The sequence below is a fragment of the Nocardioides sp. Root140 genome (assembly GCF_001426745.1).
In the GTDB taxonomy this organism is placed as follows: Bacteria; Actinomycetota; Actinomycetes; order Propionibacteriales; family Nocardioidaceae; genus Nocardioides.
Map to the genome: position 1 here is coordinate 282,132 of NZ_LMFI01000011.1, position 17,339 is coordinate 299,470.

General features: G+C 70.2%; 18 protein-coding genes. 12 read left to right on the forward strand and 6 right to left on the reverse strand.

From position 1 onward, the window contains the following. Position 1 precedes the first annotated feature (1 nt). Positions 2 to 868, reverse strand: coding sequence for a hypothetical protein (locus tag ASD30_RS19890; RefSeq protein ID WP_056685950.1), 867 nt, complete (start codon positions 866 to 868; stop codon positions 2 to 4). 209 nt (positions 869 to 1,077) lie between these two features. Between ASD30_RS19890 and ASD30_RS19895 the strand changes: the two genes are divergently transcribed. Both ASD30_RS19895 and ASD30_RS26740 read left to right on the forward strand, forming a co-directional pair. Then, entirely contained in the window at positions 1,078 to 1,848 is a 771-nt protein-coding gene (locus tag ASD30_RS19895; RefSeq protein WP_235530181.1) for a 3'(2'),5'-bisphosphate nucleotidase CysQ, read from the forward strand. 379 nt (positions 1,849 to 2,227) lie between these two features. After that, positions 2,228 to 2,365 (forward strand): hypothetical protein, encoded by a 138-nt coding sequence (locus ASD30_RS26740; RefSeq protein WP_156388819.1) that lies wholly within the window; start codon positions 2,228 to 2,230, stop codon positions 2,363 to 2,365. A 44-nt stretch (positions 2,366 to 2,409) separates the two neighbouring features. Here ASD30_RS26740 and ASD30_RS19900 read toward each other — a convergent pair whose 3' ends face one another. Beyond that, positions 2,410 to 3,774 carry a helix-turn-helix domain-containing protein gene (locus ASD30_RS19900; protein WP_056685953.1) on the reverse strand — a complete coding sequence of 455 codons (1,365 nt, stop codon included), beginning with the start codon at positions 3,772 to 3,774 and terminating at the stop codon, positions 2,410 to 2,412. Between the two features lie 164 nt (positions 3,775 to 3,938). Here ASD30_RS19900 and ASD30_RS19905 point away from each other — a divergent pair, with 164 nt between their 5' ends. Further along, positions 3,939 to 4,337 carry a VOC family protein gene (locus ASD30_RS19905; protein WP_056685956.1) on the forward strand — a complete coding sequence of 133 codons (399 nt, stop codon included), beginning with the start codon at positions 3,939 to 3,941 and terminating at the stop codon, positions 4,335 to 4,337. Between the two features lie 81 nt (positions 4,338 to 4,418). Here ASD30_RS19905 and ASD30_RS19910 read toward each other — a convergent pair whose 3' ends face one another. Both ASD30_RS19910 and ASD30_RS19915 read right to left on the reverse strand, forming a co-directional pair. Then, positions 4,419 to 7,034, reverse strand: coding sequence for a DUF4153 domain-containing protein (locus ASD30_RS19910; protein ID WP_082564021.1), 2,616 nt, complete (start codon positions 7,032 to 7,034; stop codon positions 4,419 to 4,421). After that, on the reverse strand, positions 7,031 to 7,726 hold the full coding sequence (locus tag ASD30_RS19915) for a response regulator transcription factor (RefSeq protein WP_056685959.1): 696 nt from the start codon (positions 7,724 to 7,726) through the stop codon (positions 7,031 to 7,033). Before ASD30_RS19915 ends, ASD30_RS19910 begins: the two co-directional genes overlap by 4 nt. Positions 7,727 to 7,892: 166 nt before the next feature. Between ASD30_RS19915 and ASD30_RS19920 the strand changes: the two genes are divergently transcribed. The 3 genes from ASD30_RS19920 to ASD30_RS19930 all read left to right on the forward strand — a co-directional run bounded on the left by ASD30_RS19920 (position 7,893) and on the right by ASD30_RS19930 (position 9,692). Then, complete coding sequence (locus tag ASD30_RS19920; RefSeq protein WP_156388820.1) at positions 7,893 to 8,339, forward strand: Zn-ribbon domain-containing OB-fold protein; 447 nt, start codon at positions 7,893 to 7,895, stop codon at positions 8,337 to 8,339. Positions 8,340 to 8,368: 29 nt separating this feature from the next. Beyond that, positions 8,369 to 8,781 (forward strand): beta-ketoacyl synthase N-terminal-like domain-containing protein (locus tag ASD30_RS19925; protein ID WP_268788301.1); only part of this gene is annotated, 413 nt, incomplete at its 3' end. 32 nt (positions 8,782 to 8,813) lie between these two features. After that, positions 8,814 to 9,692, forward strand: coding sequence for a lipid-transfer protein (locus ASD30_RS19930; protein WP_268788302.1), 879 nt, complete (start codon positions 8,814 to 8,816; stop codon positions 9,690 to 9,692). Positions 9,693 to 9,848: 156 nt separating this feature from the next. Here ASD30_RS19930 and ASD30_RS19935 read toward each other — a convergent pair whose 3' ends face one another. Further along, entirely contained in the window at positions 9,849 to 10,760 is a 912-nt protein-coding gene (locus tag ASD30_RS19935; protein WP_056685965.1) for an EamA family transporter, read from the reverse strand. Between the two features lie 72 nt (positions 10,761 to 10,832). Between ASD30_RS19935 and ASD30_RS19940 the strand changes: the two genes are divergently transcribed. The 4 genes from ASD30_RS19940 (at position 10,833) to ASD30_RS19955 (ending at position 13,027) form a co-directional block, all read left to right on the forward strand. Further along, positions 10,833 to 11,741: a LysR family transcriptional regulator gene (locus ASD30_RS19940; RefSeq protein WP_056685968.1), complete on the forward strand. Its 909-nt coding sequence runs from the start codon at positions 10,833 to 10,835 to the stop codon at positions 11,739 to 11,741. 93 nt (positions 11,742 to 11,834) lie between these two features. Next, positions 11,835 to 12,041 carry a (2Fe-2S)-binding protein gene (locus ASD30_RS19945; protein ID WP_056685971.1) on the forward strand — a complete coding sequence of 69 codons (207 nt, stop codon included), beginning with the start codon at positions 11,835 to 11,837 and terminating at the stop codon, positions 12,039 to 12,041. A 10-nt stretch (positions 12,042 to 12,051) separates the two neighbouring features. Further along, positions 12,052 to 12,510 carry a bacterioferritin gene (gene bfr, locus ASD30_RS19950; RefSeq protein ID WP_235532640.1) on the forward strand — a complete coding sequence of 153 codons (459 nt, stop codon included), beginning with the start codon at positions 12,052 to 12,054 and terminating at the stop codon, positions 12,508 to 12,510. Between the two features lie 58 nt (positions 12,511 to 12,568). Next, entirely contained in the window at positions 12,569 to 13,027 is a 459-nt protein-coding gene (locus tag ASD30_RS19955) for a hypothetical protein (RefSeq protein WP_056685977.1), read from the forward strand. 12 nt (positions 13,028 to 13,039) lie between these two features. Here ASD30_RS19955 and ASD30_RS19960 read toward each other — a convergent pair whose 3' ends face one another. Further along, a complete protein-coding gene (locus ASD30_RS19960; RefSeq protein WP_056685980.1) occupies positions 13,040 to 13,606 on the reverse strand; it encodes a TerD family protein in 567 nt (188 codons plus the stop codon). 136 nt (positions 13,607 to 13,742) lie between these two features. Here ASD30_RS19960 and lon point away from each other — a divergent pair, with 136 nt between their 5' ends. Then, positions 13,743 to 16,079, forward strand: a complete 2,337-nt coding sequence (lon, locus tag ASD30_RS19965) for an endopeptidase La (protein WP_056685983.1) — start codon at positions 13,743 to 13,745, stop codon at positions 16,077 to 16,079. Between the two features lie 71 nt (positions 16,080 to 16,150). Beyond that, positions 16,151 to 17,308: a low temperature requirement protein A gene (locus ASD30_RS19970; protein WP_056685987.1), complete on the forward strand. Its 1,158-nt coding sequence runs from the start codon at positions 16,151 to 16,153 to the stop codon at positions 17,306 to 17,308. Positions 17,309 to 17,339: the final 31 nt, after the last annotated feature.

Below are 17,339 nucleotides of genomic sequence, written 5' to 3' on the forward strand. Positions count from 1 at the left end.
GCTAGCGCACCGCGACCTGGTAGACGGGGCTCCGGACGCCTTCGCTCCCGGCGAACAGGCGTCCGCCGGCGCGGTTGAACTCGATCGACTCGCCCTGCTGGCGCGAGGGCAGCAACACCCGGTGGGCCCCGGCACTGAGCGAGGAATAGGTGTACGCCGACCCGTAGGTGCCGAGCACGTAGCCCCACCCGCCGGGCCGGAACGACGCACTCGTCACCGTCGACGGTGCGCCGCGCAGCTTCCGCAGCCGGTTCACCGACGTGGCGGAGAGGGTCCGGGGGCCGACGTACACGGCGCCCCTCACCTGCTTGGACACGATGAACACGCGACCCGTGCGGGGGTTGACCATCATCCCCTCGGAGTCGTGGGCACCGTCGGGGTAGGCGAAGGTGAACCTGGTCGCCCTCACCGTGCGGCTGTAGAGCCGTGCGGGCTCCCGGAACCGGTAGACCTGGATGCGCGAGCGGGACCGGCTGTTGTCGCCCGTGTCGCCGACCCAGAGCGTGTGGTTCGGGCCCGACGACATGTCCTCCCAGTCGTAGGACTTGGCACCGCGCAGGGTCAGGACGGCGCGGGTCCTGCCGTTCGCGCCGACGGCGAACACCCGGGGGCGGTCGCCGCTGTCGTTGTGGGTGAACAGCGTGTCGCGGGCGTAGGTGCTGCGGGCCAGCCCGCTCGACTCCGTGACGCGGGTGTCGAGGATGTGCCGGTTCACGGGGGTCAGGGCGGTGGCGGTGGTGGCCGTGGTCGCGCTCGAGGCGAGGGGGACCGGCGATCCCGAGGCGGGGGACCAGGCCATGGTGGTGGCCGCGAGGGCCAGCCCGGTCGTGGCCGCGGTCAGGGCGAGGCGCGTGCGGACGTGTGACATGAGGAGCTCTCTCCGGTTGTCGAGACTGGGCCGGCTTGCTTCCCGAGGCCGCCGCAACGCTACGGCGATTTTCTTGACGAGTGTCCAGCTCATCCCCAGATTTGGGGATGAGCTGGGGCGTGTGAGAACCAGAGTGGCGGATGGGCACCGAAAAGTCAGCCACTAGGACAAGCAATGTTGACCGCCTGTGACTTCAGTAGGCTCTGCCCGTGACTACAGAGATCCCCGCCGCAGCGGCCACCGACGACCACATCTTCGCCACCTGGCTGGCCACCGTTGCCGGTGAGCGACTCCTCGAGGTGCGCACCCAAGGCCTCGAGGGCCGCGAGCTCAAGGACGCCGGTGACGCGGCCGCCCAGGCGTTGATCGCCGAGCTGCTCGCCGAGCACCGGCCCGACGACGCGGTGCTCTCCGAGGAGGCCGCAGACGACAAGTCCCGCCTCGACGCCTCGCGGGTCTGGATCATCGACCCGCTCGACGGCACCCGCGAGTTCTCCGAGCCCCCGCGCGACGACTGGGCGGTCCATGTCGCGCTCTGGCAGGACGGCGACCTCACCGTCGGTGCGGTCGCGCAGCCCGCCCTTGGCGAGACCTTCAACACCGGCACTCCTTCCGTGGTTCCGGCCCGTACGTCGACCCGGCCCCGCATCGCCGTCTCGCGCACCCGTCCGCCGGCGTTCGTGCAGGCACTGGCCGAGGAGATCGACGCCGAGCTCGTGCCGATGGGCTCGGCCGGCGTGAAGGTGATGTCCGTCGTACGCGACCTCGCCGACGCCTACGTGCACGCCGGCGGACAGTACGAATGGGACAACGCGGCACCGGTCGCCGTGGCGCGGGCAGCCGGCCTCTTCTGCTCGCGGGTCGACGGGTCCGAGCTGGCCTACAACCAGGACGACGTCTCCCTGCCCGACCTGATCGTCTGCCGCCCCGAGCTTGCCTCGCAGATCGTCGACTTCGTCAAGCGCCACGGCACCGAGTGACATCGGCCCTCCGGGGCGGATGAGCGGCCGGAAATGAAGAAACCCCCCGACGGGAATCGGGGGGTTTCGCAGCGCAGGGGGGGACCTGAACGCTATTTCCGCCGAGCCCGTGGGGGTGGGCCGGGGTGTTCCTTCCAGTTGGCGCCGGGGGGATTGTTGCCAACTGGACTTGACTGAAATTTACCCATAAGTCCCCGAAGTTGTCTTCCTTTTGCGAGAATTCGAAGGAAGTCGTGCTGAGAACGTCACGCACGACGAATTCGGGAGCAAGATCAGGCTCAAAGAGCCGGATCTCGCCGGCGCTGGTCTGGACCAGTGGCGGCTCAGTCTTCGGGGGAGACTGATCAATCAGGGAATCACTTCTGGGAGGAAGAGCATCATGAAGAAGGCACTCATCACACTGGTCGTCACCGCTGTCGCAGCACTCGGCGTGGCAGGTCCGTCGATGGCCAAGTCCGACAACGACGCAAGGGGCGGCAACACCACCATGCGCATCGGCGACGGTTGGTGCTGCTGAACGCTCTCCGCCTCGGGTGAGCCAGGGCGCGGCGTTCACGTAGGTCAGGAATCCACGCGGACCTTGACCTGGACGCTGCGTGCCCGGCTGCGCAAGCCCGTGGATGCCGCCGCACTCCGGTAGGCATCGCGGGCTGCATCCGTGTCCCCGATGTCCTCCAGCTGACAGGCCAGCTCGAACCAGAGCTGGGCTGCGCTGCGGTCTGCACCGAGGCCGGTCAGGATCTGCACGGCCTCGAGGTAGCGTGCCTTGGCGGCCTCGGGCTCACCCAGTGCTGCCATCGCCTGTCCTTCGACGGACTTCGCGTCGGCTGCGATGAGCGGTGCGGTCTCGAGCGCCGTCGCGTGGACGTGCGCGCTCAGCTGTCGCGCCTCGGTGACGTCGCCGGCCAGCAGCAGGGCGCGCGCCATGGTGAGGTCGTTGCGGGCCAGGTCGACCGGGGCCGCACTCGACCACGAGAACTCCAGGGCGGCCTGCTCGAGGTTCAGCCGGACCTTCTCCAGGTCGGGACTTTCCTCGGTCAACCGCATGGACTCCAGCTGCGTACGCAGCCGCGCCAGGTTGCGGGTGTCCTGCCCTTCTCCGAGCAGGGCGAGGGCGCGTTCGGCCAGCGGGATGGCCGAGCTCACGTTGCCGCGGTGCGCCTCCATCATCGAGGCGTTCCAGTACGCCGACGCGCGGGCGGTCGGCGAACCGAGCAGCTCGGCCTTCGACACGGCGGTGCGGCAGACCCGGATCGCGTGACCGGTGTCGCCGCGCTCGAAGTACGCCGAGGCGAGGGTCACCGCCAGCTGCACGGCCTCGTCGGACTTGTCGAGCCCGGCTTCGGTGATCTGGTCGAGCAGGCCCTGGCCGGTCTCGATCGCGGTGGTGAGGTCGCCCGAGTCGCGGTAGCCGCGGGTCAGCGCGATGCCGGCCTTGATGCGCAGTAGGGTGCCGCCGTCCTGGGCGACCAGTGACTCGAGCTCGAGGATCGAGTCGTCGAGCTCGCCGGTCGCCTCGAGTGCCCGGGCCCGCAGGTAGCGAGCCCGCTCGGCGTGCTCGGCGAGCGAGTTCGCCTCCGCCCGGGCGAGGGCGTTCTCGGCCTGGTCGCGGGCCTCGCTGGCCTGGCCCGACTCCAGTGACAGCTCAGCGAAGTCGAGGGTCAGCCGGATCTCGTCGTACTCCGCGGGTGCGACCCCCCCGAGCAGCTGCTCGAGGCCGATGCCCATGCGGGCGGCCAGATCGGTCAGGACCGAGCCGTTGGGACGCCGCTGACCCGATTCGATGCGCGAGATGTAGCCGGTCGAGACGTTGCCACCGGCCAGATCGGACTGGGTCATTCCCTTCGCCACCCGAGCGGCGCGGAGCCGCTTCCCGAGGACGTGGGGGTCGAGTCGTCCGAGAAGCGCGGCCTGGTGAGCGTCCATCTGATGATTGTGACTCGTCGGAGGCAATCGCGGGCAACTTTCACGGCATTCCTCGGGATGAAGGCACGTTCTCAGGAAAATTTCTCCGGAATCCGCCGGAGGGCCTCCTGCCGGGCGGCCCAAAACGGGTCGACCGGCGGGTGCGCGAGCGCGAGACTGCCCCCATGACGTCCTACATCTCGCACACGACGATCGACTGCCACAACGCCTACGAGCTCTCCGAGTGGTGGAAACCCCTCCTCGGGTACGTCGACCTGGACGGCGACCCCAACCTGCCCGGTCACGAGGAGTGCATGATCCGGCACCCCGAGACCGGTCACCTGCTGCTGTTCATCGAGGTGCCCGACGAGAAGCAGGTCAAGAACCGGATCCACTTCGACCTGCGGCCGGTCGAGGGCACCCGCGACGACGAGGTCGTGCGGGTGCTGGGCCTCGGCGCCACGCAGGTCGACGACCAGCGTGGGAAGTACGGCCCCGGCACCGGATGGGTCGTCCTGGCCGATCCCGAGGGGAACGAGTTCTGCATCCTCCGATCGGAGGCCGAGGCCGCCTCCGACAGCTGATCAGCGCCGAACTCACGACGGGTCAGCCAGAACTGGCGACGGGTCAACGAGAACTGGCGACGGGTCGGCATCCACGATGGATCAGTCGGGTTGGGCGCTGCGGCAGAGCGCGTCGTCGTAGGACCAGTCGGCCTCGGCCTCGTGCCACACCGGCGCCGCGCGGTGACGGCCGAGGTTCCACTCCAGCCAGTCGTCGTCGCTCCCGAAGCCGTGACCCATCAGTGCGCACTCGACGACGTCGTCGGGGAGCGTGGCGAGCACGGGTACGGCGTCGTCCGAGAGCCCCTCCAGGTAGAACCAGTCGACCTTGCCGGTCTCCTCGTAGCGGTCGATGTTCTGCTGCGCGATCCACGCGTCGGGGTTGATCGCTGCGAGGCCGAGAATCAGCGTGGCGCCGCTGAGCAGCGCCGCCCGCGGCAGCCAGGTGGCCCGGAGCGTCACGCCGGCGACCATCACGCCGAGGACCAGAAGGCCGAGCCAGCCCTCGAAGACGTCGACCAGCAGGCGGAGCTCGGTGAAGCCGTAGGCCTCCTGGTAGACGTGCATCCGGTAGAGCGCGGAGGCGACCACGACCAGGGTCAGCGCACAGAGCAGTCCGAGTGATCCGCGTAGCCAGGCCAGGTCCGCGGTCGTCGTACGACGTGCCTTTCGCGCGGCGGCCCACACCACCAACAGCGTCAGGGCAGTGGCGACGGTGAGCTGGCCGAAGCCCTGGTGGACGTAGTCGGCGTAGGTCAGGCCGGTGGTGCGCTCGAGGTAGTCGTGGCCGCCGAAGATGACGGTGGCCTGCGCGACCAGGAAGGCGACGAACACGGCGTCGACGAGGAGGACCGGCGCCAGCCACTCGTAGCGGTTCGCGACCGGGCGGGCCGGGGCACCGCTCGCGGCGACGTCGGGAGGGTTGAGGCCGAGGTACGTCGCCGCCAGCACCACGCCGCCGACGGCCACGGTGAGGAACGCGCGCAGCACGAACGAGTCGAGCTCGAGGTCGGGCACCAGCGCGCCGACCCACTCCGCGAACAGCGCATCGGCGGAGGCGAAGAGCAGTCCGAAGACCAGCACGCCGGCCAGGGACAGGACGACCGTGCGGATCGCCGCGGCACTGGTGGCTCGACCGGTGATGCCGCGGGCCGAACGGCCCAGCCAGGGCAGGCCGCGCAGCCCGGCCAGCGGCCACGCGAGACCGGCGATCACGAACGCGGGCAGCGTGCGTCCGTTGACCAGTCCGGCCACGCACAGGGCGCCGCCGGTGAGGAGGCTCAGGACGGCGATCCACTCCGCGTCGCGGAGGACGACGGTGCTGGCGAGCAGCGCGCAGAGGGCCGCGCAGGCCAGGGTGAACGGTGAGCGGCGGTTGACGCTGAACCCGAGGATCACCCCGCCGGCGGCCAGCAGCACCACGAACGTGCCCAGGCCGAGGTCGCGGAACGGGAGCACGATCGCGGCGAGGAGGCCGACCCCCAGGCAGGCCAGCAGGGCACGGAGGTTGCCGGGCAGGTCGTCGGGCCAGAACCTGCCGAACAGGCCGTCGAGCACCGGCTCGGGAGTGACAGTCGGTGCCGCCTTCGGCACGGGGTACGGCGTGGGCGGTGTCGGCACGGTGTTCTCCTGGCTGGTCGCGGTCGCGGTCGCGGTCGTGGAGGTGTCGGCCGGGGCGGCCACGGGTCGGGTGGGCAGTGGCGGTGGGACGGTGGTCCCCGGACTGCGGGGAAGCTCGACGCGCACCCGCGCGCCGCGGGTGCCCGGCTCGGGATCGACGAAGGCGATCCGGCCGCCGTGGAGGTCGGTCACCCAGCGGGCGATGGCGAGCCCGAGCCCGGTGCCGCCACCTCCCTCGGTCTCGGTGAGCGTGCCGAATCGTTCGAAGACGCGCTCCCGGTCGGCGGCCGGGATGCCCGGGCCGCGGTCGGCCACCTCGAGGCGCCAACCGCTGGTCGTCGACCTCGCCGAGATGTCGACGACTCCGCCTGCCGGGCTGTGTCGCGAGGCGTTGTCGAGCAGGTTGGCCACGAGCTGCTGGAGCCGCGCGGGGTCGGCCTCGACCGTGAGCGCTCGGTCGACCGAGACGTCGTACGAGACCTGACGGCCGGTGGCGCCGGCCTCGGCGACTGAGCGTTCGAGGAGGTCCCGCACGTCGACCCGCGTGGTGGAGAGGCTGGCCTCCCCAGCGTCGACGCGGGCCAGGTCGAGCAGGTCCGTGGCGAGGGCAGACAGTCGTTCTGCCTGGGCCAACGCGCTGCGCAACGTCGACGGGTCGGGCTCGGCGACCCCGTCGACCAGGTTCTCGAGCACGGCGCACAGTGCGGCCAGCGGCGTACGTATCTCGTGGCTGACGTTGGCGACCAGGTCGCGACGCTCGCGGTCGACGCCGGCGAGATCCTGGGCCATGGTGTTGAACGCGCGGCCCAGCTCGCCGACCTCGTCGCGGGAGGTGGCGGTGACCCGCATGGTGTAGTCGCCGGTGGCCATCCGTCGTGCGGCGGCGGTCATCTCGCGCAGGGGAGAGGTCATGCCGGAGGCGAGCAGCTGGGTCACGCCCAGGGCGAGGGCGACGGTGACCGGGATGCCGAGCCAGAGCGGGACGCCGCCGCCGGAGCCGATGGAGGCGACCACCGCGGCGACGATCGCGCTGGCCGCGACCAGCAGGCCGAGCTTGACCTTGATCGACGGGACGACGTCGAGCAGCGGGCTGCTCACGGCGTCGCGACCGGTTCGAGCGCGTAGCCGACGCCGTGCACGGTGCGCACCCGGTCGGCGCCGATCTTGGCGCGCAGTGCCTTCACATGGCTGTCGACCGTGCGGGTCCCCGAGGCGCCGGACCAGCCCCACACGTCGGCGTACAGCGTCTCGCGGGTGAGTACGACGCCCGGGCTGCCGGCCAGGCGCATCAGGAGGTCGAACTCGGTGGGCGTCAGGTGGACCTCGGCGTCGGAGACCCAGGCCCGGCGTGCGTCGGAGTCGATGCGCAGGTCGCCGAGGTCGGGCTTGGTGTGGCGGGCCAGCTCGGCCGCCCGCTCCACCCGTCGCAGCAGGGCGGCCACCCGGGCCACCAGCTCGCGCATGCGGAACGGCTTGGTGAGGTAGTCGTCGGCGCCGACGCCGAGCCCGACCAGCACGTCGGCCTCGTCGTCGCGCGCGGTCAGCATCAGCACCGGCACCGGCCGTTCGGCCTGGATCCGCCGGCACACCTCGTGGCCGTCGAAGCCCGGCAGCATCACGTCGAGCAGCACCAGGTCGGGTGCCGACTCGCGGAACAGTGCGACGGCACCGGGGCCGTCGTACGCCTGGACGACGTCGTAACCGGTGCCGCGCAGGCGGTCGGTGACGGCCTGGTTGATGACCGGTTCGTCCTCGACGACAAGGATCCGGGGCGTTGGGCTCTCGGGCATGGAACGAGCGTAGGAGCCGACATGGTCGGGAGTCGCGGACGACTCGTGAAGGTTCTGTGCAGGTCTGCTCAGACTGGCCGTGCCTCGCTCCTCAACCATCGGACCGGGCCTCGGTGCCGGTCATGCATAATGGAACACGTTCTAATTCTGGGCGATGGGCGGAGACATGACCACACCTGCGATCGAGGGCTGGTTCACCACCGGCCACGAGCCCTCGCTGCTGGGCAGCACGTGCACCGAGTGCGGGAACATCGCGTTCCCACCCGAGCGCGACTTCTGCCGGAACCCCGCTTGTGCCGGTGAGACGTTCGAGCTGAGTGAGCTGTCGAGGCGCGGAACCGTGTGGTCCTACACGGACGCGCAGTACCAGCCGCCGTCGCCGTACATTCCAGCGAGTGAGCCGTACGTGCCGTTCGCGTTGGCGGCGGTGGAGCTGCCGGAAGGCCTCGTGGTGCTCGGGCAGCTCGCGTCCGGCTTCGGGGTCGCGGACGTGCGGGTCGGGTCGCCGGTGGAGCTGGTCGTGGAGACGGTCTACTCGGATGAGGTCGGGGAGCGGTCGATGTGGAAGTGGCGTCCCGTGGTCGAGGCTGAGGTCGAGGGGGAGGGCGCATGAGCACCGAGGTCGCGATCGCCGGTGTCGGCATGCATCCGTGGGGGAAGTGGGGTCGTTCGTTCGTGTCGTACGGCGTCGCCGCAGCCCGTGCTGCGTTGGCCGATGCGGGCATCCCGTGGGCTGACGTGCAGCTGATCGTGGGTGGTGAGACGGTCCGCAACGGGTACGGCGGCTATGTCGCGGGTGCGACGTTCGCGCAGGCGTTGGGCTGGAACGGTGCGAAGGTGGCCACCTCCTACGCCGCATGTGCGACCGGTGCGCAGGCGTTGGACACTGCCCGTGCGCAGATATTGGCCGGCCAGGTCGAGGTGGCGCTCGTGGTGGGCGCGGACACGACGCCGAAGGGGTTCCTGGCGCCGAATGCGGGGGAGCGGTGGGATGACCCGGACTGGTTGCGGTTCCGGTTGCTCGGCATGACCAACCCGGCGTACTTCGCGCTCTANGGAGGCCGTCGGGGCCGTAGTACAGGTCGAGGTGGCGCTCGTGGTGGGTGCGGACACGACGCCGAAGGGGTTCCTGGCGCCGAATGCGGGGGAGCGGTGGGATGACCCGGACTGGTTGCGGTTCCGGTTGCTCGGCATGACCAACCCGGCGTACTTCGCGCTCTACGCCCGTCGTCGGATGGACCTGTACGGCGCCACGGCGGAGGACTTCGCGGCCGTCAAGGTCAAGAACGCACGGCACGGGTTGGCGAACCCGAACGCCAGGTATCGCAAGGAGGTCAGCGCTGAGGACGTGTTGAACTCTGCGGTGGTGGCGGATCCGTTGCACCTGTTGGACATCTGCGCGACCAGCGACGGCGGTGCGGCCGTCGTACTGACCTCGGTGGAGTACGCCCGCAAGCACGGGCTCACCGACCCGGTCACGGTCAAGGCGATCTCGACGGTGACGCCGGTGTTCCCGCAGACGGTGATCGACATGCCGTTGTTCTCGACCGAGTCCACCCGGGTGACGGGTGCGCCGGAGCGGACGTTCAAGGAGTCGCTGGCCGACGCCGCGTACGACGAGGCCGGGCTCGGTCCCGATGAGGTGGACGTGGCGGAGGTCTATGACCTCTCGACCGCGCTCGAGCTGGACTGGATGGAGGACCTGGGGCTGTGCAAGCGCGGGGAGGCCGAGCAGCTCCTACGCGCCGGGGACACCACGATCGGTGGCCGCATCCCGGTGAATCCCTCGGGTGGGTTGGCCTGCTTCGGTGAGGCGGTCCCGGCGCAGGCGTTGGCCCAGGTCTGTGAGCTGACGTGGCAGCTGCGTGGGCAGGCCGAGGGTCGTCAGGTCGAGGGCGCCCGGGTCGGGATCACCGCCAACCAGGGCCTGTTCGGCCACGGCTCCTCGGTCATCCTCGCCCGCTGACCCGTTCCGGCGGCGGTGATCGCAGTGCCGGGAGGAGCCTCCCGCTGGCATGGCCTCGAGAGTTGCAGTTCGTACGCGTACTCGACCGTGAGTGGTACGAACTGCAGCTCTCGGTGCGCTCGGGTGGGTGCCGGTGGCGGACCAGATGGAGCCGCGTCACGCACTGGCCGGCTGGGTGACGGCTTCGGGAGGCGCGACCCGGGCGCGCGGAAGGCGACTGCCCAGGAGGACGCCGCCCACCACCAGAGCCGCGCCGGCCAGCTCGCCGGGACTGACGGACTCGCCGAGCATCACCCAGGCGGCACTCATGCCCACGACCGGCACCAGCATCGAGAACGGCGCGACGACGCCGGCCGGGTGCCGGGCCATCAGCCACGACCACACGCCCGACCCGGCGATCGTCCCGATCAGCACGGTGTAGGCCAGGCCCAGCAGTGCCGGTCCGGCCGTGGGGTCACCCAGCCCGGTCAACGAGTCGGCGATCCGGTCGGGGCCCTCGACGACGAGCGCCAGGGCGAGCATCGGCACCGGCGGCACCACCGACATCCACAGCGTGAAGTGCAGCGGGTTGGAGGCGCGAGCTCGGGCGTTGCAGATGTTGCCGATCGCCCAGCCGAACGCTCCGGCCAGCACCAGCAGGAACGGGAGGAGTGCGGCCGACTCGGCGCGTTGCCAGCCGACGACGGCCAGTCCGGCGACGGCCACCAGGATCCCGGCCAGCCTGCGTCCACTGACCCGGTCGCGGGCGACGGTCGCGCCGAGCAGCACGGTGAACGGGGCGGAGGCCTGCAGCACCAGCGAGGCCAGGCCGGTGGGCATCCCGACGGCCATGCCCCAGTAGAGGAACAGGAACTGCAAGGTTCCGAACCCGATGCCGTAGCCGACCAGCCAGCGCAGCTCCACGTCAGGGCGCGGCACCAGCAGCAAGGTGGGGACGGCGATCAGGGCGAATCGCAGCGCCACCAGGAACATCGGCGGGAAGTGCTCCAGCGACGCATGGATGGCGACGAAGTTGAGACCCCACATCACTGCCACGGAGACGGCGAGAAGGCGGTGGTTCAATGGCATGTGCCTCATCGTTTCCCGAACGAGGATGAAGGACAAGCGAATAGTTCTTCACTGTCTCTGTAGGCTGCCTTCATGGACGTCCGACACCTCGAGCTGCTTCGCGAGCTCGCCGTCAGGGGCAGCGTCACGGGCGTGGCCAAGGCCACGCACCGCACACCGTCGGCGGTCAGCCAACAGCTGCGCACGGCCCAGCGCGAGCTCGGTGCGGTGCTCGTCGAACCCTCCGGTCGGGGTCTCCGGCTCACGCCGGCCGGTCGCCTGCTCGCGGAGGGAGGTGAGGACGTCGCCCAGGTGGTCGAGCGCGTTCGGGCCAGGTGGGATGCGTTCCGCGGCCAGCCGTCCGGCACCGTCACCGTGGCCGGCCTGCCCAGCGCCGCGACGTACCTCCTGCCGCGGGTCTTCGCCGATCTCGACGGCAGTGCGATCGAGCTGGTCTTCACCGACGAGGACGTCGCCGAGCGGGCGTACGCCGGCCTGGTCGTCGAGCACGACATCGTCATCGCGCACAGCCTGACCCGTCACGCGCCGGAGGGCACCGAGGACCTGGTCACCGTCGAGCTGGTCCGCGAACCACTCGACGTGGCGATGGCGTCGGACCATCCACTGGCCGCCCGTGACGACGTACGCCCCGCCGACCTGGTCGACCAGGAGTGGGTCGGGGTGCCGGTCGGGTTCCCGTTCGACACCGTCCGTCTCGCCGTCGAGGAGAAGACCGGCCGGCCGCTGCGCGTGGTCCAGAGGATGCGTGACAACCGGCTGATCGAGGCGGTCGTCGCCAGCAGTCGGAAGGTCGCCATCCTGCCTCGGTTCACCTCGCCGCAGGGGAGTGGTGTGGTCCTGCGGCCACTGCGCGGCATCTCGACCGCCCGCCACATCTTCGCGGTGATGCGACCCGACCGGGCCGAACGCCTGGCCGTCCAGCACGTGCTCGCCGCCCTGCAGCAGGCCTCGCTCGACGCGCAGGGCGGGCGCGGGCGCTGAGGGCGGCGTCTCGCCCAGTGGGCGGCCGCGGTGACAGCACCGGAGACTCTAGGTTAGCCTTGCCTAACTCTCCCACCCGACCGAGGACCACCGATGATCGTCTGCCACTGCGCCGCCGTCAATGACGGAGCGGTTCGGCGTGCCTACGACGAGGGCGCACGCACCGTGTCGCAGGTGTGCCGCTCCACCGGAGCCGGTCAGGACTGCGGATCCTGCATCTTCACAGTGAAGCGTGTGGTGTGCCAGCATGAGGCGTTGGCCCCGACGTCACCTGTGGAGGTGGAAGGTGCAGCCAGTTAGCCCTCGAGTCGTGGAGTTGCTGAACTCGGCGCTCACCTTCGAGCTCTCCGTCACGAACACCTACTTCCTGCATGCGCGCATGCTCGACAACTGGGGACTCTCCAACCTCGGCAAGGTCTTCTACGACCTCTCCATCGACGAGATGAAGGACGCCGACGAGCTGATCAACCGCATCCTGCTCTTCGACGGCCACCCCAACGTGCAGAAGCTCAACGCGATCCAGATCGGCGAGACCGCCGAGGAGATGCTGACCCTGGCGCTGGCCAGCGAGCGCGCGGCGGTCGCAGAGTTCAATGCCGGTGCCCAGGAGTGCCACGACCTGGGCGACCACGGCACGGCCGCGGTCTTCGAGGACATGGTGCGTGACGAGGAGAAGCACGCCGACTGGTTCGAGGGCCAGCTCGACGCGATCGAGCGGGTCGGCCTCCAGCAGTACCTCGCCCAACAGATCGCGATCGGCGGTCCCTGAGTAGGGTCACCCCGATGCGCCGACCATTCAGGTGGGCGATCTTCGGAAGGAACCTGCCTTGAGCACGATGGCCAACTCGTCCCTGCCGCCCTCGGTGTCGCTGGGTCAGAAGCTGATCTACGGCCTGGTCGGCTTCATGGTGCTGCGCACGCTGCTCACGATCGTCTTCAAGGACGACATCATCGATCACTACCTCGCGGCCCGGAACTCATCCCTGCCCCGCGAGGTGGCCGAGGACGGCGCCCCGGCGTACGTCGCCATCTCGATCATCTCGCTGGTGATCTTCGGCGGACTGCTCGCGTTCAGCGCCTACATGTTCAAGTCCGGCGCCGGCTGGGCGCGCATCGTGGCCGTCGTGATGGCGGTGCTGACGGTGATCGGTGGCCTGAGCGCGTTCGCCCAGGACGCACCCGGCTGGTTCGTGATCCTCAACGTGCTGGCTGCGCTGATCGCTCTCGCCGTGATCGTCGTGCTGTTCCGCCCGGACGCGAGCGAGTGGTTCCGCAAGACCGCCTGACTCGTACGCCGCTCAGACGAAGGGGCGCAGCGCCTCGACGGACTCAGAGGGGACCTTGACCGCGATGCCCTGACCGATCGCCTTCAGCTTCCACTGGGGGCCGTCGCGCGTGATGCGGGCCATCACGGCACCGGTCTCCTTCACCCCGTTGGTCAGGGTGATGCGGGCCAGTTCGGTGTCGTGCTCGTCGACCAGACGGCAGTAGGCGTTGCGCACCCACTCGAGCGTGTGGCCCTGGTAGCTGCTGACCTGGAAGAGGATCGTGTCGATCTTCGGGTGCACGCGGGCCAGGTCGACGGTGATGACCTCGTCGTCCCCTTCGCCGCGCCCGCTCTGGTTGTCGCCGAGATGTACGACGGACTCGTCGCGGGTCTGCAGGTTGTTGTAGAAGACCATGTCGGCGTACTGCCCACCGGCGAAGGCGACTGCCGAGGCGTCGAGGTCGACGTCGGGGGCGCCGGAGCCGATGAAGCCGGCGGACTTCTCCTTGTCCCAACCCAGGCCCATCAGCACCTTGGCCAGCGGGGTGCCGTCCGCGCTGGTGAGCGCGAGCTCCTCGCCCTTGGTCAGCTCGATCATCCGGGACCCTCCTGTCGACGGCCGATCTGTTCCTCTCCGGCCGAACCTACTCCCGACCCGGAAAGCCGCGCTGTGTTCCCGAGTTCGCTGGCCGCGAACGCCGGAACACCACCGACCGGGAACGCCTTGTACCGGCATGACGAACCCCATTCAGCTTCCGGTGCTGTTCCTCTCCGACGTCGTGGTGCTCCCCGGGATGGTGGTGCGGGTCGAGCTCGACGAGCCCGCCCGTGCCGCCATCGACGCCGCACAGATCGCCTCCCGCGAGAGCGGTGGGCCCGCGCAGGTCCTCGTCGCACCACGCCTCGAGGACCGCTACGCGTCGTACGGTGTGGTGGCCAGTGTCGAGAAGGTCGGACGGTTCTCGGGCGGCGAGCCCGCGGCCGTGCTCAAGGCCGGCGGGCGGGCCCGCATCGGCAGCGGGGTGACCGGCCCGGGTGCGGCCCTGTGGGTCGAGGTCGAGCAGGTCGACGCCGAGGCCGTGGACGACGACGTCCGCGCGCTCGCCGAGGAGTACCGCCAGCTCGTGGTAGGCCTGCTGCAGCGACGCGAGGCGTGGCAGGTCGCCGACCAGGTGACCCGCATCGAGGACCCGTCGGTGCTCGCCGACACCGCCGGCTACGCGCCGTACCTCTCCGACGACCGCAAGTGGCAGCTCCTGGAGACGCCGCTCGTCGGCGAGCGGCTGCGACTGCTGGTCGGCTGGATGCGGGACTTCGTGGCGGAGTCGGAGGTCAGCGACAAGATCGAGTCCGACGTCCGCGAGTCCCTGGAGAAGTCGCAGCGCGAGTTCCTGCTGCGCCAGCAGCTGAGCGCGATCCGCAAGGAGCTCGGTGAGGGCGACGCCGACGGAGGCGACGACTACCGGGCCCGGATCGACGCGGCCGACGTGCCCGAGGCGGTGCGGGAGGCGCTGCTGCGCGAGGTCGACAAGCTCGAGCGCGCCAGCGACCAGAACCCGGAGGCCGGCTGGATCCGGACCTGGCTGGACACCGTGCTCGACCTGCCCTGGTCGGTGCGGACCGAGGACGACACCGACGTCGCCGCCGCCCGGGCGGTGCTCGACGCCGACCACCACGGGCTCGACGAGGTCAAGGACCGGATCACCGAGTACCTCGCGGTGCGCGCACGTCGCGCCGAGCGTGGTCTCGACGTCGTGGGAGGCCGGGGCTCCGGTGCGGTGATCCTGCTCGCCGGCCCTCCCGGGGTCGGCAAGACGTCGCTCGGCGAGTCGGTGGCGCGCACCCTGGGCCGCAAGTTCGTCCGCGTCGCACTCGGCGGGGTCCGCGACGAGGCCGAGATCCGCGGCCACCGGCGGACGTACGTCGGCGCCCTGCCCGGCCGCATCGTGCGCGCCGTCAAGGAGGCCGGCTCGATGAACCCGGTCGTGCTGCTCGACGAGGTCGACAAGGTGGGCTCCGACTACAGGGGTGACCCGGCTGCGGCATTGCTGGAGGTGCTGGACCCCGCGCAGAACCACACGTTCCGCGACCACTACCTCGAGCTGGACCTGGACCTCTCCGACGTGCTGTTCATCGCGACCGCCAACGAGGTCGGCCAGATCCCGGCCGCGCTGCTGGACCGGATGGAGCTGGTCTCGATCGACGGCTACACCGAGGAGGACAAGGTCGCCATCGCCCGCGACTTCCTCGTCCCGCGGCAGCTCGAGCGGGCCGGGCTGGGCATCGACGAGGTCACCATCGACGACGAGGCGCTGCGGGAGATCGCGGCCAACTACACCCGCGAGGCCGGCGTACGGCAGGTCGAGCGGCTGCTGGCCAAGGCGTTCCGCAAGGCCACCGCCCGGATCGCGTCGGGCGAGGTCGAGCGCCTCGACATCGGTGTGGAGCAGCTGACCGCCCTTCTGGGGCGGCCCCGGTTCACGCCGGACCTCGAGGAGCGCACGTCGGTGCCCGGGGTCGCGACCGGCCTGGCCGTCACCGGCATGGGCGGCGACGTCCTCTACGTCGAGACGTCGGCCGCAGACGGGGAGGCCGGGCTCACGGTCACCGGGCAGCTCGGCGACGTGATGAAGGAGTCGGCCCACATCGCCCTGTCCTGGGTGCGCTCGCACGCGGCCGAGCTCGGCATCCCGGCGAGCGCCTTCGAGCAGTCCCTGCACGTGCACTTCCCGGCGGGGGCGACACCGAAGGACGGACCGTCCGCGGGGGTCACGATGGTGACCGCACTGGTGTCGCTGCTCAGGGGCCGGGCGGTGCGCTCCGACATCGCGATGACCGGCGAGGTCACGCTCTCGGGTCGGGTGCTGCCGATCGGCGGGGTGAAGCAGAAGCTGCTCGCGGCGCAACGGGCGGGGGTCACCGAGGTGTTCATCCCGGAGCGCAACCGCGCCGACCTCGACGACGTACCGGCCGAGATCCTGGCGGCGCTGACCGTGACCCCGGTCGGTCGGGTCACCGAGATCCTCGAGCGGGCCCTGGTGCCCGAGGCCGAGCAGGTCGTCGCGGCCTGATCGGGCGGGCGCGTCCGCATCACCACGCGGGCGCGCCCGATTCCGGCCGGGAACGTGGAAAACTCTGCGCCATGGTCTCGCCGCGACTCGCCCTGCGCCCCCGTGATCCCCAGGAAGAGCATCGGGCGGCGACGCCGCTCGAGCTCTTCACCGATCTCTGTTACGTCGTCGCGATCGCGCAGGCGGCGCTGCAGCTGCACCACGCGATCAGCGAGGACCACGTGGCCCACGGGGTGCTGTTCTTCGGCATCGCCTTCTTCGCGATCTGGTGGGCGTGGCTGAACTTCGCCTGGTTCAACTCCGCCTTCGACAGCGACGACCCGCTCAACCGGGTGCTGACGCTGCTGCAGATCTCGGGCTCGCTGGTGGTCGCCGCCGGTGTGCCCCGGCTCTTCGAGGAGGACTTCACCCTCATCGTCGTCGGCTACGTGATCATGCGGATAGGCCTCGTCTCAATGTGGCTGCGTGCCGCGAAGGGCCACACGGGAGGTCGGGCCACCTGCCGCCGCTACGTGCTGGGCCTGGTCGCCGTACAGCTCGGCTGGGTGGCGTTCCTGTGGGTTCCGCACGACCTGCTCGTGCCGGCCTTCCTGGTGCTCGCCCTGGCCGACCTGGCCGTGCCGTTCTGGGCCGAGCAGTCCGGGCCGACGCCCTGGCACCCGCACCACATCGCCGAGCGCTACTCGCTGATGTTCATCATCGTGCTCGGCGAGACGGTGCTGTCGACGACGGTGGCGATCCAGGTCGCCATCGACGACGAGACGATCGGCTGGCGGGCCGGCCTGGTGGTCGTCGGGGGACTCCTGGTGGTCTTCAGCACCTGGTGGCTCTACTTCTCGCGCGACACCGGCGACGTGCTCTCCGGCGACAACGACGTGAACCCCTTCGCGTGGGGCTTCGGCCACTACTTCATCTTCGCCTCGGGTGCTGCCCTCGGAGCCGGTCTTGCGGCGCGGATCGACTTCTACTCCCACCACTCCGAGATCAGCGACGTGGTCAGCTCGGCGTTCGTCACCGGACCGGCGGCGGTGTTCCTGATGGCCCTGTGGGCGGTCCACCTGCGGCTGCACGACTCGTCGGTGCGCACGTGGGGGCCGCTGGTCCTGGTGATCGTCGGCCTGGTCGCGGTCACGTTCGTTCCTTGGTCCGAGCTGTGGGCGGGTGTGCTGTGCTGCGCCCTGCTGGTCCTCGAGCTCCGCCCACAGAAACCTGTCGCCTGGGCCCCGTAGGATGGCCACGTTCACCCCCTGTCATTCCTGA

What these genes read in the sequence shown, in the direction of transcription:
- ASD30_RS19890 (WP_056685950.1), bottom strand. Translation starts at nt 868, where the DNA reads ATGTCACACGTCCGCACGCGCCTCGCCCTGACCGCGGCCACGACCGGG.
- ASD30_RS26740 (WP_156388819.1), top strand. Translation starts at nt 2,228, where the DNA reads ATGAAGAAGGCACTCATCACACTGGTCGTCACCGCTGTCGCAGCACTC.
- ASD30_RS19900 (WP_056685953.1), bottom strand. Translation starts at nt 3,774, where the DNA reads ATGGACGCTCACCAGGCCGCGCTTCTCGGACGACTCGACCCCCACGTC.
- ASD30_RS19905 (WP_056685956.1), top strand. Translation starts at nt 3,939, where the DNA reads ATGACGTCCTACATCTCGCACACGACGATCGACTGCCACAACGCCTAC.
- ASD30_RS19915 (WP_056685959.1), bottom strand. Translation starts at nt 7,726, where the DNA reads ATGCCCGAGAGCCCAACGCCCCGGATCCTTGTCGTCGAGGACGAACCG.
- ASD30_RS19920 (WP_156388820.1), top strand. Translation starts at nt 7,893, where the DNA reads ATGACCACACCTGCGATCGAGGGCTGGTTCACCACCGGCCACGAGCCC.
- ASD30_RS19935 (WP_056685965.1), bottom strand. Translation starts at nt 10,760, where the DNA reads ATGCCATTGAACCACCGCCTTCTCGCCGTCTCCGTGGCAGTGATGTGG.
- ASD30_RS19940 (WP_056685968.1), top strand. Translation starts at nt 10,833, where the DNA reads ATGGACGTCCGACACCTCGAGCTGCTTCGCGAGCTCGCCGTCAGGGGC.
- ASD30_RS19945 (WP_056685971.1), top strand. Translation starts at nt 11,835, where the DNA reads ATGATCGTCTGCCACTGCGCCGCCGTCAATGACGGAGCGGTTCGGCGT.
- ASD30_RS19960 (WP_056685980.1), bottom strand. Translation starts at nt 13,606, where the DNA reads ATGATCGAGCTGACCAAGGGCGAGGAGCTCGCGCTCACCAGCGCGGAC.
- lon (WP_056685983.1), top strand. Translation starts at nt 13,743, where the DNA reads ATGACGAACCCCATTCAGCTTCCGGTGCTGTTCCTCTCCGACGTCGTG.
- ASD30_RS19970 (WP_056685987.1), top strand. Translation starts at nt 16,151, where the DNA reads ATGGTCTCGCCGCGACTCGCCCTGCGCCCCCGTGATCCCCAGGAAGAG.